Origin of the sequence: Zhihengliuella alba (assembly GCF_039538765.1) — a bacterium.
GTDB lineage: Bacteria > Actinomycetota > Actinomycetes > Actinomycetales > Micrococcaceae > Zhihengliuella > Zhihengliuella alba.
On record NZ_BAABCJ010000007.1, the window covers coordinates 146632 to 168657 of the forward strand.

Annotated in this window: 23 protein-coding genes; 8 read left to right on the forward strand and 15 right to left on the reverse strand. The window is 69.1% G+C overall.

Features of this window, described 5'->3' with window-relative positions; all coding sequences use genetic code 11:
• Nucleotides 1–7: 7 nt before the first annotated feature.
• The 3 genes from ABD784_RS13400 to ABD784_RS13410 form a co-directional block, all read right to left on the reverse strand.
• Nucleotides 8–583 carry a type II toxin-antitoxin system RelE family toxin gene (locus ABD784_RS13400; protein ID WP_344885697.1) on the reverse strand — a complete coding sequence of 192 codons (576 nt, stop codon included), beginning with the start codon at nt 581–583 and terminating at the stop codon, nt 8–10.
• Between the two features lie 9 nt (nt 584–592).
• Complete coding sequence (locus ABD784_RS13405; protein ID WP_344885700.1) at nt 593–895, reverse strand: type II toxin-antitoxin system Phd/YefM family antitoxin; 303 nt, start codon at nt 893–895, stop codon at nt 593–595.
• Between the two features lie 80 nt (nt 896–975).
• Complete coding sequence (locus ABD784_RS13410) at nt 976–1722, reverse strand: class I SAM-dependent methyltransferase (protein WP_344885703.1); 747 nt, start codon at nt 1720–1722, stop codon at nt 976–978.
• An 83-nt stretch (nt 1723–1805) separates the two neighbouring features.
• Here ABD784_RS13410 and ABD784_RS13415 point away from each other — a divergent pair, with 83 nt between their 5' ends.
• Nucleotides 1806–3452, forward strand: a complete 1647-nt coding sequence (locus ABD784_RS13415; protein WP_344885705.1) for a cell wall-binding repeat-containing protein — start codon at nt 1806–1808, stop codon at nt 3450–3452.
• A gap of 22 nt (nt 3453–3474) precedes the next feature.
• Here the strand turns inward: ABD784_RS13415 and ABD784_RS13420 are convergent, their stop codons facing one another.
• The 3 genes from ABD784_RS13420 to ABD784_RS13430 form a co-directional block, all read right to left on the reverse strand.
• On the reverse strand, nt 3475–4284 hold the full coding sequence (locus ABD784_RS13420; protein WP_344885708.1) for a hypothetical protein: 810 nt from the start codon (nt 4282–4284) through the stop codon (nt 3475–3477).
• Complete coding sequence (locus ABD784_RS13425; protein WP_344885711.1) at nt 4281–4655, reverse strand: PadR family transcriptional regulator; 375 nt, start codon at nt 4653–4655, stop codon at nt 4281–4283. Before ABD784_RS13425 ends, ABD784_RS13420 begins: the two co-directional genes overlap by 4 nt.
• 127 nt (nt 4656–4782) lie before the next feature.
• Nucleotides 4783–5295: a phosphoribosyltransferase gene (locus ABD784_RS13430; RefSeq protein ID WP_344885714.1), complete on the reverse strand. Its 513-nt coding sequence runs from the start codon at nt 5293–5295 to the stop codon at nt 4783–4785.
• A 139-nt stretch (nt 5296–5434) separates the two neighbouring features.
• On the opposite strand from ABD784_RS13430, the gene ABD784_RS13435 reads away from it, so the two are divergent.
• A complete protein-coding gene (locus ABD784_RS13435) occupies nt 5435–6457 on the forward strand; it encodes an LLM class flavin-dependent oxidoreductase (RefSeq protein ID WP_344885717.1) in 1023 nt (340 codons plus the stop codon).
• Nucleotides 6458–6472: 15 nt separating this feature from the next.
• Here the strand turns inward: ABD784_RS13435 and ABD784_RS13440 are convergent, their stop codons facing one another.
• The gene (locus ABD784_RS13440) at nt 6473–6970 is read right to left on the reverse strand and encodes a GtrA family protein (protein WP_344885720.1); all 498 of its coding nucleotides are present in this window, start codon (nt 6968–6970) and stop codon (nt 6473–6475) included.
• Between the two features lie 256 nt (nt 6971–7226).
• Here ABD784_RS13440 and ABD784_RS13445 point away from each other — a divergent pair, with 256 nt between their 5' ends.
• The 3 genes from ABD784_RS13445 (at nt 7227) to ABD784_RS13455 (ending at nt 8919) form a co-directional block, all read left to right on the forward strand.
• Nucleotides 7227–7670, forward strand: coding sequence for a hypothetical protein (locus ABD784_RS13445; RefSeq protein WP_344885723.1), 444 nt, complete (start codon nt 7227–7229; stop codon nt 7668–7670).
• A gap of 91 nt (nt 7671–7761) precedes the next feature.
• On the forward strand, nt 7762–8172 hold the full coding sequence (locus ABD784_RS13450; RefSeq protein WP_344885726.1) for a VOC family protein: 411 nt from the start codon (nt 7762–7764) through the stop codon (nt 8170–8172).
• Nucleotides 8173–8763: 591 nt separating this feature from the next.
• Nucleotides 8764–8919 (forward strand): hypothetical protein, encoded by a 156-nt coding sequence (locus ABD784_RS13455; protein ID WP_344885729.1) that lies wholly within the window; start codon nt 8764–8766, stop codon nt 8917–8919.
• A 47-nt stretch (nt 8920–8966) separates the two neighbouring features.
• Here the strand turns inward: ABD784_RS13455 and ABD784_RS13460 are convergent, their stop codons facing one another.
• Genes ABD784_RS13460 through ABD784_RS13475 form a run of 4 tightly spaced genes read right to left on the reverse strand, consistent with a single transcriptional unit; the run spans nt 8967 to nt 13188 of the window.
• The gene (locus ABD784_RS13460; protein ID WP_425582985.1) at nt 8967–9770 is read right to left on the reverse strand and encodes an ABC transporter permease; all 804 of its coding nucleotides are present in this window, start codon (nt 9768–9770) and stop codon (nt 8967–8969) included.
• A complete protein-coding gene (locus ABD784_RS13465; protein WP_344885732.1) occupies nt 9771–10715 on the reverse strand; it encodes an ABC transporter permease in 945 nt (314 codons plus the stop codon).
• Nucleotides 10712–11893: an ABC transporter ATP-binding protein gene (locus ABD784_RS13470; RefSeq protein ID WP_344885735.1), complete on the reverse strand. Its 1182-nt coding sequence runs from the start codon at nt 11891–11893 to the stop codon at nt 10712–10714. Before ABD784_RS13470 ends, ABD784_RS13465 begins: the two co-directional genes overlap by 4 nt.
• A 56-nt stretch (nt 11894–11949) precedes the next feature.
• Entirely contained in the window at nt 11950–13188 is a 1239-nt protein-coding gene (locus ABD784_RS13475; RefSeq protein WP_344885738.1) for an ABC transporter substrate-binding protein, read from the reverse strand.
• Nucleotides 13189–13509: 321 nt separating this feature from the next.
• Between ABD784_RS13475 and ABD784_RS13480 the strand changes: the two genes are divergently transcribed.
• From ABD784_RS13480 to ABD784_RS13490, 3 genes are all read left to right on the forward strand, one after another.
• Nucleotides 13510–13989: an Lrp/AsnC family transcriptional regulator gene (locus ABD784_RS13480; protein ID WP_344885741.1), complete on the forward strand. Its 480-nt coding sequence runs from the start codon at nt 13510–13512 to the stop codon at nt 13987–13989.
• The gene (locus ABD784_RS13485; protein ID WP_344885744.1) at nt 13986–15437 is read left to right on the forward strand and encodes an aspartate aminotransferase family protein; all 1452 of its coding nucleotides are present in this window, start codon (nt 13986–13988) and stop codon (nt 15435–15437) included. Before ABD784_RS13480 ends, ABD784_RS13485 begins: the two co-directional genes overlap by 4 nt.
• Before the next feature lie 175 nt (nt 15438–15612).
• Nucleotides 15613–17061, forward strand: a complete 1449-nt coding sequence (locus ABD784_RS13490; protein WP_425582992.1) for an NAD(P)/FAD-dependent oxidoreductase — start codon at nt 15613–15615, stop codon at nt 17059–17061.
• Between the two features lie 88 nt (nt 17062–17149).
• Here the strand turns inward: ABD784_RS13490 and ABD784_RS13495 are convergent, their stop codons facing one another.
• From ABD784_RS13495 to ABD784_RS13510, 4 genes are all read right to left on the reverse strand, one after another.
• Nucleotides 17150–18541, reverse strand: coding sequence for an NAD-dependent succinate-semialdehyde dehydrogenase (locus tag ABD784_RS13495; protein ID WP_344885750.1), 1392 nt, complete (start codon nt 18539–18541; stop codon nt 17150–17152).
• 283 nt (nt 18542–18824) lie between these two features.
• A complete protein-coding gene (locus tag ABD784_RS13500) occupies nt 18825–19895 on the reverse strand; it encodes a Fic family protein (RefSeq protein WP_344885753.1) in 1071 nt (356 codons plus the stop codon).
• Between the two features lie 197 nt (nt 19896–20092).
• Nucleotides 20093–21658, reverse strand: a complete 1566-nt coding sequence (locus ABD784_RS13505; protein WP_344885756.1) for a GMC family oxidoreductase — start codon at nt 21656–21658, stop codon at nt 20093–20095.
• A gap of 142 nt (nt 21659–21800) precedes the next feature.
• Nucleotides 21801–22004 carry a hypothetical protein gene (locus tag ABD784_RS13510; protein WP_344885759.1) on the reverse strand — a complete coding sequence of 68 codons (204 nt, stop codon included), beginning with the start codon at nt 22002–22004 and terminating at the stop codon, nt 21801–21803.
• Nucleotides 22005–22026 lie beyond the last annotated feature (22 nt).

Sequence of the window (22026 nt, forward strand, 5' to 3'; positions counted from 1 at the left end):
CGAGGCGCTACTCGCCGCCTTCGTTTGGCCGGCTCCAGACCTCAACGAGCAGTTGCTGCGCCTCCTCGAGGCCGAGACCTTCGATCTCTTCAGCCGTCATGTGCCGCGTCTGTTTCAGTCCCTCGACGATCCATTCAGGAAGGTTCGTGTGGGGGCTGGGCTCGGCTTGGGCGTGAATCTCGCGATAGAGCGGCCCCAGCGCTTCGACTACCTCTGCGAGGGGTTTGGCTAGTGGGCTGCCAGACCGGCCGAGCGCTTCCACGCGCTGCGCCATCTCATCGTAGATCTCCCTGTCGGCGCGCACCCCGGCCGCCCAGACCTCGGCGATCTCAAGGACCGGATCATGATTTTCGTCGCGGGTCTCACGCCAAACGATCCTCCAGTCCCGATCACCGACAACGAGCTTGCGAAACCCGAGTAAGTTGCCCAGCAGCGGCTCGCCAGCCTGTGGCGAGCGCTCTAGGAGAAGCATCTTCTTGAAGACCTTCCGGACAATCTCCGGATCTTTTCTCTGCAGACGATGGAGGTCCTGGACAGCATCCTCGGTAAGTCGAACGCGACACTTCCGCTCGGCGGAATTCACTGCAGGGCGTCAGCGCTCGAAGCGCTCGGCGTCGAGTTCGACCTCGAGCTCCCCGCGGTCTATCCCGAAGGCCGCCATGGCACTGTCGAGATCGGTCCGTACGCCAGAGTCGGTCGCGATTCTCGTCATCAGCAACGCAGCGTCTCGGAGCGACTCCCTGTCCCGTCGAAGCCCTTCGATCTCACGTGCGGAAATGACTTCTGCGACTACCCGCCCATGCTTGGACAACGCGATCTCGCGTCCCGATTCGGCGGCGTTGACAAGATTCGAGATGCCAGCCCGAGAAGCCTCCGTGATGCTCATGGTCTCCATGGCTCAAATCTACACAGATTTCTACACAGATTCAAGGGCAGCAGGGGCTGAGACTCGTGCCGCGTTCTATGGAACGCGTTTCACTCGTCCTTGCGGTAGAGGTGCACTTCAGTGAGCTGCCGGAGCTCCAGCATCTCCCGGCCGCTCGTCTCGGGGTCTGCATCGAGAATTGCCTCGATTCGGGCTGTCTTCGACAGCCTCTCGGCCGGTTCAGCGGCGAGGAAGGTGCTGACGGTCTGCCAGCGCAGTAGATAGTCGGCCCGGGAGATGCGCTCTTTCCAGGGGATCCGGACCCCGCGGACGGTTTCGAACCCGGGCAGGTCCTGGGGTCGGAACACCGTCTCAGCACGTCCGACATTGGCAGTGGTACCCGGATGCGCGACCTCGTGGGCTGCCAGATCCCACGGGCAGGTCGGGTCGGGCCCGTTCCAGATCAGGCTGAGCACTCCCCCGTCCGTAAGTACGCGTGCGATCTCCCGACAGGCGGCCGCTTCGTCGAACCAGTGAAACGCCTGGGCCACCGTCACGGCGTCCTGACTCTCGGCGGGCACCGGAATCGATTCGGCCGTGCCCACCATCGCCTCGACATCGGGATAGCGGCCGCGCAGCTGGTCGAGCATCGCCGACGACGGATCGACGGCGATCACGGCCTCTGCCCGATCGATCAGAAGGCCCGTGAACTTTCCAGTGCCAGCGCCGAGATCGAGCACGCTGGCGACCTGCTCCGGGAGGATCATCTCCGCCGCCTGGCGGGGAAAGCCCGGCCGGTACCGCTCGTAGTCCGCACCGGTGGAGAGGAAGGTCTGTGCCAACGTGTCGCGCGTCATCACAGCACCCTACGCGGACATGCACGCCAGCGGCTGGGCTGCAGTTCCCTCCTGGCAACGCGTCCTGCCGATACTGTGAGCTCATGCTTCGTTGGGGGAAGAAAACCGCATCAGTCCTGTCCGCCTCGCTCCTGGCCGTCGGCGCCCTGCTGGGAGTCGACGCCGCGGGCCCGACGGTGCCGGCGGCACATGCCGCCGAGACGATCACGACCGACCGCCTCGCCGGCGCGGACCGCTACGCGACGGCCATCGCCGCCTCGAAGTCGGCCTACCCGGGCGAGGCCGACACCGTCTACCTGGCCACCGGGCTGGACTATGCTGACGCGCTCGTCGCTGGCCCGGCCGCGGCCAAAGAGCGAGGTCCGCTCCTGCTCACGCGGCCGTCCGGTCTGAATGCCGCCGTCGCGGCCGAGATCGACCGCCTGAACCCGTCGAAGGTCGTCGTTGTCGGCGGAACCGGCGCGATCGGGCGGGACGTCGTCCGATCCGTCGAGGAGCTCGGCCCGAGGGTCGAACGGCGCGGCGGTGCGAATCGCTACGAGACCGCCGACGCCGTCGTCCGCGGTGCCTTCGATGCTGCAGACCAGGCCTACGTCGCCACGGGGTTGAACTACGCGGACGCCCTCTCGGCCTCCGCCGTCGCGGCGTCGCGGAACGCGCCTGTCCTGCTGGTCAGGGGGACGGCCTCAACGGTGCCCGCAGCGACCGAGGAGACTCTGCGGGACCTCGGCGTGACGAGCACCGTGGTGACGGGCGGCCCGGCGATCGTGAGCCACCCGATCGTCAGCGAGCTGGGCGAGTTCGGCCCGCGGCGCGTCTACGGCCCGGACCGATTCGAGACCAACCGGAGACTCAACGCGGAACTGGTCCAGACCTCCATCCGCGCCTATCTCGCGACCGGGTTCGACTACCCGGACGCCCTCGCCTGCGCGGCGGTCGCAGGCGCCCAGAAGTCCCCGCTCTACCTGGCGCGGCCGCACTGCGTGGCGGACGGCATCGCCACGGACCTCCAGGCCTCGCCGGTCGCCCGGCTCACGCTGGTGGGCGGCGCGGGCGTGCTCTCCGACGACGCCGGCCGGCTCGCCTCCTGCACGCCGAGATGGCAGTTCAACGCCGACCTGCCGAAGAGCAGCGCCACCGTCCTGCAGCAGCTCGAGACGATCCCGGTGAAGGGCCGCGCGCCGAAGACCGGCTACACCCGCGCGGAGTTCGGACCGACCTGGGCGGACGTGGACAACAACAGCTGCGACACCCGCAACGACATCCTCCGCCGGGATCTGCGCGACATCGTCCTCGGCAGCGTCAGCGGCTGCCGGAACCACACTGTGATGTCCGGCATCCTCGACGACCCGTACACCGGGACCACCATCGGCTTCCAGCGCGGGGTCGGCACCAGCAACACCGTGCAGATCGACCACGTGGTGGCGCTCTCCGACGCCTGGCAGAAGGGTGCGCAGCAGATGACGGAGCGCAACCGCACCCTGTTCGCCAACGACCCGCTGAACCTGCTGGCCGTGGACGGGCCCGCCAACGGGTCCAAGGGCGATTCCGACGCCGCCACCTGGCTGCCGCCGAACAAGGTGATCCGCTGCGACTACGTCACGCGGCAGACCGCCGTGAAGGCGAAGTACGGCCTCTGGGTGACGCAGGCCGAGCATGATGCGATCGAGACCGTCGTGACCACCAAGTGCCCGGGCCAGAAGGCCCTCGCGGTCACGCCGGTGAAGTAGCGCGGCGGAGCCTCGACTGGCCTTACCGGGTGAACCACCACGTGAAGGCCAGCAGTAGCGCGGTGGCGATCGGAAGCTGGAGCGAGAGCAGCACCTGCGGCACGCGCGCCGCGCGTCCACGCGTCCGGGCCGGCGCGGATCCCTCGGGGTCCGCGCCGACGTCCGTGCCGGACAGTGGCGACTCGATGGGATCCTCCGGGGTCTGCAACCCGGTCCGGCCGATGAACTGCCAGGCCAGCCCGCCGAGCAGGGCGAGCACCCCCAGCACAAGGCCCCACACCGGCGGGAGCTCGGCCACGACGTCGTCCCACAGGACAGCGGGGACCGCGACGGCCGCCGTGTTCAGCATGAACCCGGCGACCGTCAGCACCGGGTGGCTCACCATGAACCGCAGTAGACGCTGGGCCAGCAGCCCGATGGCGACGCTCTCCACCACCATGGCCACGGCCAGGAGGGTGCCGCCGGCGGTGATCTCGAAGACTCCTCCGCGTCTCCAGTCGGTGAAGCTCCAGAGCAGCAGGAGCATCCCGAGGGTCTGGATCAGGACGGGCACGACGGCGCGCAACATGTCTCCAGCGGAATCCTCCTCGCTGGGCAGGTCGAGGCTGCGGGCGTAGGCCACGGGGTCGCCGAACGCCCCGGCAGCTCCCTCCCCACTCTCGGCGCAGTGCGAGTCGACCTCGGCGAGGACGTCGCCGATGCGGCTTCCGTCGACGCCGAGCAGCCGCAGCTCGAGGATCAGGTCGCCGGCCCATTTCCTGTCCACGTGCGGCGCGAACCGCTCCTCCAGCGAGGCGCCGGCACCCTGCTTGGTCCGGGTCGAGAGTCTCATCGGTTCTCCTCCGCGTCGGTATCGGTTGGGCCCTCGCCAGTGGCGATGAATTGCCGAGTGAGGTCCGTGAACCCGTTCCAGCGCCGGGCACTCGACTCGAGCTCGGCGCGGCCGTTCTCCGTCAGGACGTAGTACTTCCGGCCCGGCCCGCCATCCCCGGCTCGCCACTCCGCGGTGACCCATCCGGCCTTCTCCAGCCGGGCGAGCAGGGGATAGAGCGTTCCGCCCTTCACGGCGCCCAGGCCCGCCTCGGCGAGGCGCTGCGCGATCGAGTACCCGTAGACGGGGCCGTCGGCCAGCGTCCGGAGGACGCACGTGCCGAGCACGCCGCGCATCCAGTCGCTGGGCCAGGGCTGTTCGGGGGCGGGCATGACTAGACAGTAGCGTTAACTAGTTCGACTGTCTATCTAGACAGTCTCTGCGCCGCCTCGGCCGGAAACGACGACGGCGCCCACCTTTCGCAGGTGGGCGCCGTCGTCGCTTTGAGGAACCGGGCCGTCAGGCTCCGGCCGGCGTGACCGGCGGCTCTGCCGACCACGGGAAGACGATCCACTCGTCGGTGCGGCGCCAGACGAAGTCCGGGTCCACCACGGAGGCGGACTTGGCGTAGAGCACCGCGCTGCGGGCCTCGGCGCCCTGGCCCCGCAGCAGGTCCAGCACGAGGGCGAGGGTGCGGCCGGAGTCGGCGACGTCGTCGACCACCAGGAGCCGCTTGCCGCGGATGGCGTCCTCGTCCAGCAGCGGGGCGAGGAGGACCGGGTCCGGCAGGGTCTCGTGCACGTCCGTGTAGAACTCCACGTTGATGGCGTCGGCGAGCTTGAGGCCCAGCGCGTAGGACAGGGAGCCGGCGGGGAGGAGCCCGCCGCGGGCGACGGCGATGACGATCTCCGGGCGGTAGTCGCTGTCCGCGATCTGCTGGGCCAGTTCGCGCGAGGCGGTGCCGAACAGGTCCCAGCTCAGGACCTCCTTGACGGGCAGCTCGGTGGAGTCGGCGTGATGGGCGAGATTCATCGGGGTCCTCTGGTTCGGGGTCGGTCGGCCGCGCGGCGGCCTGACGGGGAGATTGCGTCGATACTACCGGCGTTCGCCATCGCTCGCGGTGGAGCAGCACGCCGGAATAGGCCCGCCTCGGCCTGTGTTGAAGCCGATCGTGAAGAACATCGGATTCCTGTCCTTCGGTCACTGGACCGACTCGCCGCACTCGGCCACCCGCAGCGCCTCGGATGCGCTGCTCCAGGCCATCGATCTGTCGGTCGCCGCCGAGGAGCTCGGAGCCGATGGCGCGTACTTCCGTGTCCACCACTTCGCCCAGCAGTACGCGTCGCCGTTCCCGCTGCTCGCGGCCATCGGCGCTCGGACCAGCCGGATCGAGATCGGCACGGGCGTGATCGACATGCGCTACGAGAACCCGCTCTACATGGCGGAGGACGCAGGCGCTGCTGATCTGATCTCCGGCGGCCGGCTCCAGCTCGGCATCAGCCGCGGTTCGCCCGAGCAGGTGATCGACGGCTGGCGCTACTTCGGGTTCGAGCCGGCCGAGGGCCAGTCCGACGCCGACATGGGCCGCCAGCACGCCGAGCGCTTCCTCGAGGTCATCGGCGGCGAGGGCTTCGCCGAGCCCAACCCCCGGCCGATGTTCCCGAACCCACCGGGCCTTCTCCGGGTGGAACCACACTCCCCCGGGCTGCGCGACCGCATCTGGTGGGGCTCCGGCTCCACGGCCACGGCCAAATGGGCAGCGAAGCTCGGCATGAACCTGCAGAGCTCCACCCTCAAGGACGACGAGAACGGCAAGCCCTTCCACGTGCAGCAGGCCGAGCAGATCGAGGTCTACCGGCAGGCATGGAAGGAGGCCGGACACGCCCACGAGCCGCGCGTCTCGGTCAGCCGCAGCATCTTCGCCCTGACGGACGAGCGCGACTGGTCCTACTTCGGACGCGACCGCTACAGCTCCGACCAGGTCGGCAACCTCGACGAGAAGACGCGCGCCGTCTTCGGGCGCAGCTACGCGGGCGAGCCGGATGAGCTTGTCGCCAAGCTCCGCGAGGATGAGGCCATCGCCGCGGCGGACACGCTCCTGCTCACGGTGCCCAACCAGCTGGGCGTGGACTACAACGCGCACGTTATCGAGTCGATCCTGAAGCACGTCGCCCCGGAGCTCGGCTGGCGCTGACGCTTACGCGGTGTCCTACCGCCGAGTGGGGGCCGATGCTCGATCGACAGCGACACCAGCGTCAGCCGGGTCATCAGGGTCGGCCTCGAAGAGCCCACGATCGTGCGCGAATTCTGGCTCGGCCTCGAGCTCCACGGTGAAGACGAGGAACCGATAGGCCAGGAATCGGAAGATCGTTCCCAGGATCAGCCCAACGACTCCACCGGCAATGAAGTCAGCGGTGAAGGACTCGAAGCCCAGGACGTAGCGCGAGACGACCTGACAGACGAGCACGATCGCCAGTCCGATTCCGTTCATCGTCAGGAAGAGCAGGAATTCCTTCCAGACGCGGTCCGAGCGCCGGTGGCGGAACGTCCAGTGGCGGTTCGCGAACCAGGAGAAGAAGATGGCCACTCCTGTGGAGACGACGCGCGCCTTGACCGTGCTGTCGCCCATCGGGCCGTGCCAGAGCAGTGCGTAGATCCCGTTGTCGATGATCCAGCCCAGCCCGCCGACCACACCGAACTTCGCCACCTCCCTCCGGAGGAGTTCGATCAGCCCTCGGATTCGTTTCCCCAGTCCCCGCACTGTTCCTTCCGCTGGGCCACGGCCCGTCGTCGTCGGCGCCTCGGCCGGCAGGCCGCGTCTACCGCTGCTGCCGACGACTATTTCACGAGTTCGAGAAGAGCCCTCCCTCGGAGGATCGATCACGCAACCGTGGATTTCCCTTCCGGTATCGATCTGAGAAGGTGAGTTATCGAATCTGGGGGATGAATTGAAGAAACGAACAATGGACCGCGTCGAGCAGACGACGAGTCTTCCGGCAGCGGAGGTCTTCGACCGACTCCTGCGCATTCTGGTAGCGGCGACCGGCGCCGGCGTCATCTACGGGGTCCTCGCCCGCGGGAGCGTTGGGGGATGCCAATTGGTAGCACCGGCCGCCCCGTCCGCGCCGGGCTGCATGCAGCTCACGATGGAGCCGAGTGGTTGGATCTATCTCGTCATGGCGCTCGTCGCGATCGTGCTGATCAGCAGCGCGCTTCGCTTCGCAGCAAACGAAGCAGCGGCCGTCCGGAGCCTCCGGATCACGGCGATCGTCGTCTCGGCGATTCCCCTGGTGGCCCTCGTGGTCGCACACGTCTTCTTCCGCTTCGTGCCGTTCGAGGACTGGCAGTACGGCGAGGACTTCACCTACTTCGTCCCGTTCGTCGCAATCGAGCAGGAACTCACCTAGGGGCTCGCTGCCCGGCATAGAGGCAGCGTCAAGCGTCGTTCGAAATCCGCCTTTTACGGCGCAGCTAAGGGAAACTCACTAGTCTCGGGTCATGGCCGACTTCCCCCAGTTGCTCCACACCGTGGTGGACACACCTGACGTCCGCGGGCTCGCCGAGTTCTATCGCCAACTCTTGGGTCTGAAATATCGCCCGGGAGACGAGACGCGGCCCGAAGGTGAGGACGATGCCGATTGGCTAGTGCTGACGGACGAGAACGGCCGCCGTGTGCTTGCGTTTCAGCACGTTGAAGTGCTCGAGCAAACGACCTGGCCGGCGTCTGACGTGCCGATGCAGATGCACCTCGACTTCACCGTGCCCGACCGCGCAAGTCTCGAGAAACAGCACCGCCGAGCGCTGGCACTGGGGGCCAAGCTGCTGTTCGACCGAACTGCGGATCTCGACGAGCCCCTGTACGTCTACGCCGACCCTGCCGGTCACCCCTTCTGCATCTTCGTGGGCTGACGCCAAGGCAACGGCGCCTGTCACGCAGCGCCACCAGAAGACCCCGTCGAACGCGGCTTCCTCAGCCGGCCCTGTCCCGATTGCCGAGCGTCCAGAAATGGCCGGTCGTGCCCGTACCGGTATGCCGCTGCGGCTGCGGCCGCGAGGAACAGCACTCCGGCGGCAATCCAGCAGACCGCCGCGTAGTCGCGCAGGGGACCGATGCTCGACAGGCCGACCAGCGCGCCGCCAACCAGCATCAGGGCCGCTACTGCGTATGAACCTCTCGACCGTTCCACTCGCCTAGTCCTTCCGCGACCCTCCAAGATGCGTATGCTCCGAGTCGTCACGGCCCTGCGGGTCGTCCTCCGTGCGACGCCCTACCGCAGCCCGCCAGAGGACCACGAACACGGCAATAATGAGCGCGGCGGAAATGGCCAGCGTCATCACCGTGAGGCCTGTCCAGTCGGCTATACCCATGTGGTCCAAACTATCGTCGCAACGCGACGACGAATAGGGCTTGTCGCTCGAACGGGAGCACACGGGCCCTCATGGATCCCCTGCAGAGCGCCTACAGTAAGCCGGACCGGACCACCAACATCTGGAGCAGAGATGCAGCTCTATCAGATCGTGATCGTCATCGTTGCAGTCCTCTTCGTCCTGGCCCTCGCCAGTGCCGTCGTCGAACTGCTCCGCCGGCTCCGCAATCGAGACGTGATCAGCACCGACTTCGACGCTTCCGGCCCCGATCGAGACGCCTCGCTGTAGGAGCCACGGCGCTCGGGTGGCCTGACCGGCCGCGCCGGACAGACTCCCTACCGCGCTGCGAGCGCCTTCTGCCGGCGGTAGGAGACCACGGTCCCGACGATCACAATCGCCAGCGCGATGAGGAAGATCCCCGAGCCGATCACGTTGGCCTGTGCGGGGATGCCGCGCGTGGCGGCCACATAGATGAACTTCGGGAACGTATCGAAGCTGCCGGAGTTGAAGTTCGCGATGATGAAGTCGTCGAAGCTCATCGCGAAGCTGAGCAGTGCGGCCGCGACGATCCCCGGCAGGAGCAACGGGAACGTCACCTTCCAGAAGGTGGCCCGCGGCGACGCGTACAGGTCGCCGGCGGCCTCCTCCAGCCGGCCATCCAGCGCCGAGACGCGCGCCCGGACGGTCACCACCACGAATGCCATGCAGAACGTGACGTGGGACAGGACCACGGTCCAGTAGCCCAGCTGCCATCCGATGTTCAGGAACTGCGCCAGCAGCGAGGCGCCCAGCACCACCTCCGGCGTCGCCAGCGGCAGGATGATCAGGATGTCCGCGAGCTTCCGGAACCGGAACTTGTAGCGGGCGAGTCCCAGCGCGATCGCCGTCCCCAGCACGGTCGCGATGACGGTCGCCACCAGGGCCACGGACAATGAGTTGCCCAGCGCGTCGCAGATGTTCGGCGCCCCGCACGGGTTCCTCCAGTTGGCCAGGGTGAAGCCCTGCCACGTGAGGTTGGTCCGTCCGGCGTCGTTGAAGGAGAACGCGAAGATGTAGGCGATCGGGACCAGGAGGTACACGAACGCCAGTCCTCCGAGGACCGGCACCAGCCAGCGGCCGATTCGTTGCTTCAGGCGCATCTAGAACAGCTCCTTGGTGCCGAACCTGCGGATGTACAGCATCACCAGGATCAGGATGACCACCATGAGGATGGCGGACAGGGCCGCGGCCGTCGGGTAGTCGACGATCTTGAAGAAGCGCGAGTCGATGACCTGGCCGATCATGGCCGTGTCCCGGTTGTTCCCGAGGATCGATGCGTTGATGTAGTCGCCGGAGGCGGGGATGAAGGTCAGCAGGGTGCCTGCGAACACCCCGGGCATGGACAGGGGCAGCGTGACCTTGCGGAAGGCCGTCAGCGGCGAGGCGTACAGATCGCCGGCGGCTTCGAGCAGCCGGACGTCGAGCCGCTCCAGGCTGGCGTAGATCGGCAGCGTCATGAACGGCAGGAAGTTGTAGGTCAGGCCCGCGACGACGGCGACGGACGTCGCCGTGAGCCGCCCGTCCTCCGGCAGGATCGCCATGAACCGCAGGGCCTCCACCACGAATCCCTCGTCGGAGAGGATCTGCTTCCACGCCTGCGTGCGGAGCACGAAGCTGGAGAAGAAGGGGGCGATGAGGATGACCAGGAGGATCGAGGCCAGCAGCCTGTGCTGACGCAGCCGGACCGCCACCAGGTAGGCCATGGTGTAGCCGATGAGCAGGGCGAGGACGGTCGCGATGCCGGCGAAGAGGAAGGACCTCAACAGCGGCACCCAGTACGCGGCGAGGGCCTCGGTGTAGTTGGAGACCTCGAACGCGGGGACGAAGACACCCGTCTCCGCACCGGGCGGCTTGGCGTAGAGGGACATCGCCAGCAGCACGAACACCGGCGCCGCGAAGAACAGCAGCAGGTAGACGAAGCCGGGCACGATCAGCCCGACGCCGATCCGTCCCCGCGCCCTCTCGGCCCGCCGCTCGGTGGCGGAAAGCTCGGCGGCGGGCTCGGGCCGCTTCGGCCGGGGCCGCCGGACGGCCGGGGTGCTCATGCGTCCCGCTCCGCCGCGCCCGCCGCGACGTCGTCCTCGCCCGCGAGGCCGAAGGTGAAGTCCGGGTCCCAGCACATCACCGCCCGGTCTCCGGCCCGGCCGGTGGCCTGCCCCATGTTCTGCGTGAAGGTCCCGACAACGCCCACGCCGGGGACGTCGACGAGGTACTCGGTGGAGACGCCCGTGAAGGAGGCGTCGACGATGGTCCCGTCGAGGCGGTTGTGCCCCTCGGGCACCTGCTCCTCGCCGGCCGTGTAGAGGCGCATCTTCTCCGGCCGGACGCCCAGGAGCACGGCGCCCTCGTGCGCGACGGCGCGGTCCGCGCGCAGCCGCTGGACGCCGCCGGCCGCCTCCACCCGCAGGTAGTCGCCGTCACGGCCCACCACGCGGCCGCGCATCAGGTTGGACTTCCCCAGGAAGTTGGCCACGAAGGCCGTCCGCGGCAGTTCGTAGAGCTCGCGCGGGGCGCCCATCTGCTCGATCCGCCCCTCGTGCATGACGGCCACGACGTCGGCCATGGTCATGGCCTCCTCCTGGTCGTGGGTGACGTGCACGAACGTCAGGCCGAGCTCGGTCTGGATCTGCTTCAGCTCCACCTGCATCTGCCGGCGCAGCTTCATGTCCAGGGCCCCGAGCGGCTCGTCGAGGAGCAGCACCTGCGGCTTGTTGACCACGGCCCGGGCCAGGGCCACGCGCTGCTGCTGTCCCCCGGAGAGCTGCGCGGGCCGGCGCCCGGCCAGATGCCCGAGCTCCACGAGCTCGAGGGCCTCCTTGGCGCGTGCGACGGCGTCGCGCACCTTACGCTGCTTCAGGCCGAACGCGACGTTGTCCAGGACGGACAGGTGGGGGAAGAGCGCGTAGGACTGGAAGACCGTATTGACGGGCCGCCGGTGGGAGGGCAGGTCCGTGACGTCCTCGTCGCCGATGCGCAGGCGTCCCGCGGAGGGCTGCTCGAGGCCGGCGACCATGCGCAGCGTCGTCGACTTGCCGCAGCCGGACGGGCCCAGGAGGGCGAAGAACGAGCCGGACGGGATGGTCAGCGACAGGTCGTCCACCGCGGTGAAACCGGCGAACCGCTTGCTGATGTGCTCGATCACCAGGTCGGCGCCGCCGGAGGCCCCCGGGACCGCCCCGCCGCTGCCGACGGCCGCCCCGGCCTGGACTGCTTCTGCGCTCATGCCCTGGGCCGCCTCCTCCTGCGTCCGTCGCGTCGATTTCTGCATCACGGCCATGCTCAGACTCCGATGGTCTCGGCGAACATCGCGGAGAGCTCCGCCTCCTCGTCCGAGTCCAGGGTGCGGAAGATGCTGACGTTGGACATGAACTCCTCCGTGGGGAAGATCAGGGGGTTGTCCACGAGCGTGGGGTCGATTCCCTCCATCGCCTCGCGGGCACCCTCGACGGGGCAGATGTAGTTCACGTAGGCGGCGACGGTGGCCGCGACCTGCGGGTCGTAGTAGTGGTTCATCAGCTGCTCGGCGTTGGCCTTGTGCGGCGCGCCGATGGGGACCAGCAGGTTGTCGCTCCAGAGCGTCCCGCCGGCCTCCGGGATGGCGAACTCCCACTTGTCGCCCTCCTCGAAGTTGAGCTGGGTGATGTCCCCGGACCAGCCGATGACGGCGAGCGCGTCCTCGGAGACCAGGTCCTCCTTGTAGGAGTTGCCCTTGACTTGGCGGATCTGCCCGGAGGAGATCTGCTCGGCCAGCAGGTCCGCGGCGTTCCCGAACTCGTCGGCGCCCCACGCGCCGGCGATGTCCACGCCCTGCTCCAGCATCAGCAGGCCCATGGTGTCCCGCATCTCGTCCAGCACCTCGACGCGCCCCTTCAGCTCCGGGCTCCAGAGATCGGAGACGGACTTGAGCCCGCCGGGGACCTTCTCCTTGTTCCAGGCGATGCCCGCGAAGCCGGACTGCCAGGTGAGGGAGTGCTTCCGCCCCGGGTCGAAGTCGACGTCCCGCAGGTTGGCCAGCAGGTTCTCCGCGTTGGGGATGTTGGCCCGGTCCAGTTCCTGCGTGTAGCCCTGCCGGATGAGGCGTGCGGCCATGTAGTCGGTCAGGGTGACGATGTCCTGGCCGATGTCCTGTCCGCGGGCCAGCTGCGCCTGGACCTTGCCGTAGTAGGAGTCGTTGCCGTCCACGTCCTCCGAGTAGTTGACGGTCAGGCCGGACTGCGCCATGAACTCCTCGAGGCTGGGGTAGGTCTTCGTGGCGTCGTCGTAGTCGAGGTAGAGCGTCCAGTTCGCCCAGTTCACCACCGCCTCGTCGGCGGAGACGTCCTGGGCTGGCGTCAGCGCGGCGGCCGAGGACCCGCCTCCCGTGCTCGCCCCCGAGGTCCCGCAGGCCGCGAGCAGACCGGCCAGGCCCAGGCCGCCGGCCCCGCCGAGGAGCCGGCGGCGGCTGAGCTGGGCGGAGACCAGACGATCGAGACGGGGATCGTGGGACGGGCGGCGGCGGTTGAAAGGCTGCGGTGCCATGATGCGGCTCCTCGTGGTGCGTCGGTGCGGTGCGTCGGTGCGGTGCGGTGCGTCGGTGTGATGCGGTCTTGGCGGTCTTGCAGTGCGGACGTGCAGTACGGCCTGATGTGATGTGTCCCACATCCTGCCACCGCCTCGAGTCCTGGACAAGGGTTCCGTGTGTAAATTCTCCGTTTCGCAACTGATTCAGTCGGAATTCCCCATTCCAGCCTCGCTTTCCCTTTTCAATCGGGCATCAGGCCACTATGGTCGACCTCACAACCGGCGGCCCCCGCCTCCCCGCGGCACGACGGCCGCACAGCACGAGAAGGTGATACTGACGTGACTCGCGACGCCGTGCAGTCCCATGCCGAGCTCCTGGTCCAGGACGAGATCTCCCGGGCGATCATCGAGGAGCTCCAGCGCAACGGGCGCCAGTCCTACGCTGCCGTGGCCAAGGTGGTCGGGCTGAGCGAGGCCGCCGTGCGGCAGCGGATCCAGAAACTCATCGACGCACAGGTGATGAAGATCGTCGCCGTCACGGACCCGATGCAGCTGGGCTTCACCCGGCAGGCCATGGTCCTGATCCAGAGCCACGGGGACCTCACCGCCACCGCGGACCGCGTGGCCGAGCTCCCCAACGTGGACTACTGCCTCGTGACGGCCGGCCGGGTCGACATCCTGGCCGAGGTGGTCTGCACGGACGACGACGATCTGCTCGAGACCATCAACACCATCCGCCAGATCGAGGGGGTTGCGTCCTCGGAGACGCTGACCTACCTCTCCCTCCGCAAACAGGAATACGACTGGGGTACCCAATGACCATCGCAGAAACCACCGGAATCACCGGCACCACCGCGGGGAACGCCGCCGGAGCCACAACGGCGCCGGGCACCACGCCCCGCGGGACGGACCGGCAGCAGGCGGCCCGCGACCACCTGTGGATGCACTTCGCCAAGCACTCCCCGCTGATCGAGGGCGGCAGCGTCCCGACGATCGTGCGCGGGGAGGGCCACCACGTGTACGACGCCGCCGGACGCCGCTACATCGACGGCCTCGCCGGGCTCTTCGTGGCCCAGGTGGGCCACGGCCGGGCCGAGCTCGCCGAGGCGGCGCGCAGGCAGGCCGAGAAGCTCGCCTTCTTCCCCCTCTGGTCCTACGCCCACGAGCCGGCGATCGACCTGGCCGAGCGCCTCGCCCAGTACACGCCGGGCGACCTGAACCGCGTCTTCTTCACCACCGGCGGCGGCGAGGCCGTGGAGTCCGCGTTCAAGCTGGCCAAGCAGTACCACAAGCTCACCGGCAACCCCGGGAAGTACAAGGTCATCTCCCGCGCGCTCGCCTACCACGGCACCCCGCAGGGCGCTCTGGCGATCACCTCGCTGCCCGGCATGAAGACGCCGTTCGAGCCGCTGGTACCCGGCACCTTCCGGGTTCCCAACACGAACTTCTACCGCGCCCCGGAGCGATTCGCGGACGACGAGGAGGCGTTCGGCCTGTGGGCCGCGGAGCGCGTCCGCGAGGCCATCGAGTTCGAGGGGCCGGACTCGGTGGCGGCCGTCTTCATGGAGCCGGTCCAGAACGCCGGCGGCTGCTTCACTCCCCCGCCGGGGTACTTCCAGCGGGTCCGCGAGATCTGCGACGAGTACAACGTCCTCATGGTCTCCGACGAGGTCATCTGCGCGTTCGGGCGGATCGGCTCCATGTTCGCGTGCCAGGACTTCGGCTACACGCCGGACATCATCACGTGCGCCAAGGGGCTCACCAGCGGTTACTCCCCCATCGGCGCGATGATCGCCTCCGACCGCCTGTTCGAGCCCTTCGCCAAGGGCGACACCACATTCCTGCACGGCTACACGTTCGGCGGGCACCCTGTCTCGGCCGCCGTCGCGATGGCCAACCTGGACATCATGGAGCGCGAGGGGCTGAACCAGCGGGTCAAGGACAATGGCCCCGCCTTCAAGGCGACGCTCTCCAAGCTCTCCGACCTCCCGATCGTCGGCGACGTGCGCGGCACCGGTTACTTCTACGGGATCGAGCTGGTCAAGGACAAGAAGACCAAGGAGACCTTCTCCGAGGAGGAGTCTGAGCACCTGCTGGCCGGCTTCCTCTCCCACGCGCTCTTCGACGCCGGACTGTACTGCCGCGCAGACGACCGCGGGGACCCCGTCATCCAGCTGGCGCCGCCGCTGACGATCGGCCAGGGCGAGTTCGACGAGATCGAGCAGATCCTGCGCGGCGTGCTCACCGAAGCCTGGGCCCGGCTGTAGGGGCGAGCGCGTGAGCACCGACTTCCCGACAGGCGCCGGCACTGAGAGGACCGGCACGGGACCGGCGGCCGGGTCGGCCGGGTCGGCCGGGTCGGCCGGGTCGGCCGGCCTGAAGCCGACGCCCCGGTCCCGGGTGCGCGCCTGGCTGCGGGGCCCGCACGAGACGGCCTTCGACGTGGCCGAGCGGCAGGTCCCCGAGGCGCTCGCCGCGCGCAACTTGGCCGGTGCCCGGCAGTCCGTCTACTGGTGGGACACGGCCGAGGCCCCGGAGGCCCTCCCCGCGTTCGGGGCACCGGGGGCGCAGGCCGGGCCCGGGGCCAATACGGCGGACCTCGCCGTGGTGGGCGGAGGCTACACGGGTCTGTGGACCGCCCTGATGGCGAAGGAGCGCGACCCGGACCGGGACGTCCTGCTGCTGGAGGGCGCCCGCTGCGGCTGGGCCGCCTCCGGCCGCAACGGGGGCTTCCTGGAGCCGAGCCTGACCCACGGGGACTCCAACGGCGAGCAGCACGCGCCGTCGGAGAACGCCCGCCTGCGGCAGCTCGGCGCGGCCAACGCCCGCGAGATCGCCGCCACCATCGAGCGGTACGGGATCGATGCCGACTACCGGGCCAGCGGCGAGCTGATCCTCGCCTCGGAGCCGCACCAGGTGGACGAGCTGCGGGCCGAGGCCTCCGGCACCGGCCAGGAGGTCCTCACCGGCGCGGCGCTGCGGGCCCGGGTGGACAGCCCGCTGTACCTGGCGGGCCTGTTCGATCCCGACGCCTCGGCGATCGTGCACCCCACCCGGCTGGCGTGGGGCCTGCGGCGGGCCGCGCTGGAGGCCGGCGTGCGGATCGTCGAGCACACCCCGGTTCGCGGGCTGGACCAACCGCGGGCCCACGGGCTGCGGCCGGTCCGCCTGCGCACGGACGGCGGCGACGTCGTGGCACAGCAAGCGGTGCTGGCCACCAACGTGTTCCCCTCGCTGATTCGGCGGCTGCGCCGGTACACGGTGCCGGTCTACGACCACGCGATCGTCACCGAGCCGCTGACGCCCGAGCAGGAGGCGGCGATCGGCTGGGCCGGCCGGGAGGGGCTGGCGGACATGAACAGCCGCTTCCACTACATCCGGCCGATCGACACCCCGGAGGGCCTGCGCATCCTGGTGGGCGGCTACGATGCCCACTACCACTTCGGGCGGACCCTGCGGCGGGAGTACGAGCACTCGCCGGCGACCGCCCGCCGCCTGGCGCAGCACTTCGCGGCGATCTTCCCGCAGCTGGCGGACGTGCGGTTCACGCACAGCTGGGGCGGGGCGATCGATACGTGCAGCCGCTTCTTCAGCTTCTTCGACCTCACGTGCGGCGGGCGCGTGGCCTCCGCCGCCGGCTTCACCGGCCTCGGCGTGGGCGCGACCCGCTTCGCGGCCAACGTGATGCTGGACCTGCTCTCCGGCGAGCGCACGGAGCTCACCGAGCTGGAGATCGTGCGGAAGAAGCCGATCCCCTTCCCGCCGGAGCCGCTCGCCTGGCTGGGGATCCGCACGACGACGGCCGCCATGATCCGCTCCGACCGGAACCGCGGGCGCCGCGGCCCGTGGCTGCGCGCGATGGACGCGGTGGGGATGGGCTTCGACTCCTAGGACGGGCCCGTCCAGCACAGAGGGAGGGCCTCCGGACCGCATGCCTGGTCCGGAGGCCCTCCTCGCGTCGTGCCGGTGGTGCCGGGTATCAGTCGGCGATGTAGAGCAGGCGCTTGTTGACGAATTCGTCCATGCCCAGCGGGCCGAGCTCGCGGCCGAAGCCGGAGCGCTTCACGCCGCCGAACGGCATCTCGAAGGACTCGGCGCTGGGGGCGTTGACGTTGGTCATGCCGACCTCGAGCCGCTCCGCGACCCGGCGGGCGCGCTCGGTGTCGGTGGAGAAGACGCTGCCGCCCAGGCCGAACGGGGTGTCGTTGGCGAGCTGGAGCGCCTCGTCGTCGTCCGAGACCTTGTACACGGCGGCCACCGGGCCGAACAGCTCCTCCTTGAAGGCCCGCATCTCCGGCGTGATGCCCGTGAGGACGGCCGGCGAGTAGTAGCTGGCCGGACCGTCCAGCAGCTCGCCGCCCACGTGGAGGGTGGCGCCCTTGGAGACGGCGTCCTGGACCTGCTCGTGCAGCTTCTCGGCGGCCGCGCGCGAGGACATCGGGGCGAAGGTGCCCTCCTTCTCCTCGGCCGGGTCGCCCGGCGTCAGCCCCTGGGCCTTCTCCACCAGGCCGGCGACGAAGTCGTCGAAGACGCCCTCGGCCACGATCATGCGCTTGTTGGAGTTGCAGGCCTGGCCCGTGTTCTCGATGCGGGTGGCCCACGCGGTCTCGACGACCTCGTTCACGTCGGCGGCGTCGAGGACCACGAACGGGTCCGACCCGCCGAGCTCCATGACGGACTTCTTCAGGTGCTTGCCGGCCAGGGAGGCGATCGCGGAGCCGGCGCGCTCGGAGCCGGTCACGGAGACGCCCTGGATGCGCGGGTCCGCGATGATGTCCGCGACCTGGTCGTGCGTGGCGAACAGGTTCTGGTAGACGCCCTGCGGGAGCCCGGCGTCGTCGAGCAGCTTCTGCATCGCCAGCGCGGAGCCGGGCACGGTCTCCGCGTGCTTGAGCAGGATGGTGTTGCCGAGCATCAGGTTCGGCGCTGCGAAGCGGGCGATTTGGTAGTACGGGTAGTTCCACGGCATGACGCCCAGGAGCGGGCCGACGGGCCGGCGCTGGATGACCGCCTTGCCGCCGATCGTGGACTCGATCTCCTGGTCCGCGGTGAACTTCTCGGCGTTGTCCGCGTAGTACTTGAAGATGTCGCCGCAGAACTCGGCCTCGCCGATGCTCTCGGAGAGGGGCTTGCCCATCTCGCGGGTGGCGATCCGGCCGAGCTCGTCCTTGCGCTCGTAGAACAGCTCGGCGATCCGCTGGCCCACGGCCACGCGCTCGGCCATCGGGCGTGCGCCCCACTCGGCGTAGGCGGCCTGCGTGGCGTCGAGGGCGGCCGCGACGTCGGCGTCGGTGGCCGTCTCGAAAGTCTCTTCGACCTGGCCGGTGGCCGGGTTCAGGATCTGGTACCGCAGTGCGGTCGCTGTCGTCATGTGTGTTCCTCTCCTACTGCCGGGCCGGCCGCGATCACGGATGAGATCTGGTGGCGTGCCGTCCGGCGTCGAGCCGTTGAAATGAAGTTGATTCATTTACTTGCTACGAATGTACCGCGCCCACGCGCTCCGTGTGAAGAACGGCGTGAACCGCGTCACTCAATCGTAGGCGCTGGTGCCGCGGCCCCGCAGGACTTCTCCGACGGCGGAACGCGGTGGCCGCTGGGACGCCCGGATGATGCGCTGCCCTGGACGGGGAATCGAGCGCGAGCCCGACCATCGATCAGGCCGAGCGCCGGCCGGCGCGCTCCGCGAACGCATCGACGGCGTGCAGGACCTCGTCACTTCTCCAGAACGGCCCCGACCGGTACTCGTCCTTCTTCCTGAGGATCCCGGCCTCGCCCAGGGCCCGAAGCGCGGGATAGATGTTCGGCGTCTGCACGCCCAGTTCCTCGGCCGCGACCGCCGCGGTCAGCACGGGCCGACGCACGATGACGTCCAACAACCGCCAGGCGTTGCTGCTCCTGCGCACCTTCAGGCGCTGGGGCCACGAGTCCCGGATGCTCTGCACCTGTTGGACCAGCTGGCGGGCATTGCCGATCGCGCGCAGAGAGGCCGCGGCGAAGGCCTCCACGATCGGCGAGACATTCCCGCACCGGTACTCGGTGAGCGCTTGGTGATATCCCTCGACGTTGGCCAGCAGACCGGCCGAGACAGGTACCGCGATATTCCGCGTCACCCCGCGGTGACGGAGCACCGCCTGAGCCAGTGCACGGCCGGTGCGGCCATTGCCGTCCGAGAAGGGGTGGATGGTCTCGAACTGGGCGTGGGAAACGGCGACGGCGACGAGCGGTGGCACGGCCTCCGCACGCAGGAAGGAGACGACGTCGTCGACCAGTTCCGGCACCCGCCCGTGGCGCGGCGCGACGTACTCGGCACCCACCGGCGAGTCGCTACGGGTCCCGGTCCAGACCGGCTCGTTCCGCCACTGGCCCGGACGGTGAGCCGTTGACTCGGCCATCAGGACCGCGTGCATCTCCAGGATCGTCTCCGCGGAGATACTCTCCGCCAGGCGGATCGCCGCCTGCATAGCACGGGTGTTGGCCACGATCTCGAGTGCGTTCCGCTTCCCGGTGACGCCTAGCTCTGCGTTGAGAATTGCACGCGCGCTCGCGGTCAGATTCTCGATTTGGGACGACGAGGCGGCCTCCGACCTCAGCAGGATGGGCGCGAATGCACCGATCCGATCGCCCAGCTCGGCATCGAATCGGCTCAGCTCGGCTTCGGCCCGGCGCGCCGACTCCATCGCCTCCGCGCTGGGATGGGGCACCGCGTCTGCAATCAGGGGCGGCACGGCCGCTAGGTACGGCTCCTCGAGTCGGCCGGCGTCCGCCGCCCGCAGTCCCCAGGTGGTCGATGGGGTCCAGACTTGCTCCTCGTACTCGAGAGCAGGCCACGGGGCCGCTTCTGGCGACGCTGGTCCGTTTCCCATAACCCTCCGTCTCGACTCTTATGAGTAACCACGTTACTCATAAGAGTCGAGACGGAGGGTTATGCGTAAGTGCCGATCTCGCCCACGGCCGCGCTCGCCCCGACCAGCTCCTCCAGCAGGAACTTCGCACCCTTCTCGCCGATCAGGATGGACGGTGCGTTGGTGTTGCCGGTGGTGATGGTGGGCATGATGGACGCGTCCACCACGCTCAGGCGTTCGACGCCGACCACGTTCAGCCGCGGGTCCACCACGGCGTCGTCGTCCGTCCCCATCCGGCACGTGCCCACCTGGTGGTGGTAGGTGACGGCGTTGCGCCGGATGTAGTCCACCAGCTCCTCGTCCGTCTGCACGCCCGGGCCCGGGTAGGCCTCGACGGCGCCCCACGCCTCGGCGAGCGCCGGCTGGCGCATGATGCCGCGGCACTGCTTGAGGGAGAACAGGAGCGCCTCGACGTCGGCGGGATCGGAGAGGGCGCCGAGGTCGATCGTGGCCGGGTCGTCCAGGCCCGGCCCGGTCAGCCGGATCTCCCCGCGGCTCCGCGGCGAGACGATCCCGGAGTGTAGCGTGAACGCCGTGCCCTCCACCGGCTCCATGCCGGGCGAGTACATGGGCACGGAGAAGAAGATGGGCTGCGTGTCCGGGGCGTCCAGGTCCGGGCGGCTGCGGGCGAACAGGTGCGTCTGCGTGACGGAGACGCCGGCCAGCGGCGCCTCGATGTCCCGGGCGGTGGTCCGCCCGATGACGGGGGCCAGCAGGTGGTCGTGCAGGTTCTTGCCGACGCCGGGCAGGTCCCGCACGGGCTCGACGCCGGCCGCCGCCAGCTCGGCCGCCGGCCCGATGCCGGAGCGCAGGAGGATCTGCGGCGAGCCGAGCGCCCCGGCCGCCAGCACCACCCGGTCGGCCCGCGCCTCGGCCGTCTCGCCGTCCAGGCGGTAGCGGATCCCCACCGCGGCGCCGTCCTCGACGATCACCGACTGGACCTCCGCTCCGGTGACGATCCGCAGCCGGTCGCGGACCGGCTTCAGGTAGCCCTTCCAGGTGTTGATCCGCTCACCGTCGCGGATGTTGACCTGCTCCTTGGAGACGCCGTCGAGGCGCTCGCCGTTGTAGTCGGGGTTGTAGGGCACGCCGGACTCGACGGCGGCGTCGAGGATCGACTGGTGGATCGGTGCGAGCTGGTAGTGGTTGTCCACGGGGATGGGCCCGCCGGTCCCGTGGTACTCGTCGGCCCCGCCGGAGTAGTCCTCGATCGCCCGGTAGACCGGCAGCACGTTCTCCCAGGCCCATTCGGGTCCGCACTGCTCGGCCCACCCGTCGAAGTCGCTCGGCGCGCAGCGGACCCAGATGGTCGCGTTGAGTGCGTGCGAGCCGCCGAGGACCCGGCCGCGGGGCAGGTGGATCGCCTGATCGGCGGTGCCCTTCATCGGCACCGTGTAGTAGTCCCAGTCGTCCGGGCTATGCCAGAGCTCCCCGAGGCGTCCGACGTCGTGGATCGCCGGGTTGGTGTCCTCACCGCCGGCCTCGAACAGGGTGACGTCGACTCCGGCGTCGACGAGCCGGCGCGCCACCACGGATCCGGCGGATCCGGCGCCGACGACGATCACGCTCTGCTGCTGCTCTTCCATGCTGTGTCCTCCGCTGTCTCGATGAGTGAGGGTGTGCCGCGGCGGGCGCCCTCGCCTGCCGCGGCGGCCGGCCCCCGTGCTGCCCAGTACCGGCGGCCCGGCCACGTCTCCCCTCGACTCTCCTCCGGCGATCCCGGCTGCCCTAGTGATTCAGAGCACAGGGCTTGGACGCCGGCGCACAGGCGGCGCCGAGCGACGCCACGGACCGGCTGGCGGCGGACGGCGGCTGCTCCGGATGCCCCTGCAGATCCATCCGGCGGGTCCCGCACTGCGCGCAGCGCACGTAGAGCAGCCGTCCCTCCAGCGTGGTGTGGGCCGACTCGGTGATCCAGGCATGTTCCCTCATGCCCCTCACCATGCTGTAATGC

Bases quoted from the DNA above. Each gene is read 5' to 3' on its own strand.
- ABD784_RS13405 (WP_344885700.1), bottom strand. From the start codon at position 895: ATGGAGACCATGAGCATCACGGAGGCTTCTCGGGCTGGCATCTCGAAT.
- ABD784_RS13410 (WP_344885703.1), bottom strand. From the start codon at position 1,722: ATGACGCGCGACACGTTGGCACAGACCTTCCTCTCCACCGGTGCGGAC.
- ABD784_RS13415 (WP_344885705.1), top strand. From the start codon at position 1,806: ATGCTTCGTTGGGGGAAGAAAACCGCATCAGTCCTGTCCGCCTCGCTC.
- ABD784_RS13420 (WP_344885708.1), bottom strand. From the start codon at position 4,284: ATGAGACTCTCGACCCGGACCAAGCAGGGTGCCGGCGCCTCGCTGGAG.
- ABD784_RS13425 (WP_344885711.1), bottom strand. From the start codon at position 4,655: ATGCCCGCCCCCGAACAGCCCTGGCCCAGCGACTGGATGCGCGGCGTG.
- ABD784_RS13430 (WP_344885714.1), bottom strand. From the start codon at position 5,295: ATGAATCTCGCCCATCACGCCGACTCCACCGAGCTGCCCGTCAAGGAG.
- ABD784_RS13445 (WP_344885723.1), top strand. From the start codon at position 7,227: ATGGACCGCGTCGAGCAGACGACGAGTCTTCCGGCAGCGGAGGTCTTC.
- ABD784_RS13450 (WP_344885726.1), top strand. From the start codon at position 7,762: ATGGCCGACTTCCCCCAGTTGCTCCACACCGTGGTGGACACACCTGAC.
- ABD784_RS13455 (WP_344885729.1), top strand. From the start codon at position 8,764: ATGCAGCTCTATCAGATCGTGATCGTCATCGTTGCAGTCCTCTTCGTC.
- ABD784_RS13460 (WP_425582985.1), bottom strand. From the start codon at position 9,770: ATGCGCCTGAAGCAACGAATCGGCCGCTGGCTGGTGCCGGTCCTCGGA.
- ABD784_RS13465 (WP_344885732.1), bottom strand. From the start codon at position 10,715: ATGAGCACCCCGGCCGTCCGGCGGCCCCGGCCGAAGCGGCCCGAGCCC.
- ABD784_RS13470 (WP_344885735.1), bottom strand. From the start codon at position 11,893: ATGAGCGCAGAAGCAGTCCAGGCCGGGGCGGCCGTCGGCAGCGGCGGG.
- ABD784_RS13475 (WP_344885738.1), bottom strand. From the start codon at position 13,188: ATGGCACCGCAGCCTTTCAACCGCCGCCGCCCGTCCCACGATCCCCGT.
- ABD784_RS13485 (WP_344885744.1), top strand. From the start codon at position 13,986: ATGACCATCGCAGAAACCACCGGAATCACCGGCACCACCGCGGGGAAC.
- ABD784_RS13495 (WP_344885750.1), bottom strand. From the start codon at position 18,541: ATGACGACAGCGACCGCACTGCGGTACCAGATCCTGAACCCGGCCACC.
- ABD784_RS13505 (WP_344885756.1), bottom strand. From the start codon at position 21,658: ATGGAAGAGCAGCAGCAGAGCGTGATCGTCGTCGGCGCCGGATCCGCC.
- ABD784_RS13510 (WP_344885759.1), bottom strand. From the start codon at position 22,004: ATGAGGGAACATGCCTGGATCACCGAGTCGGCCCACACCACGCTGGAG.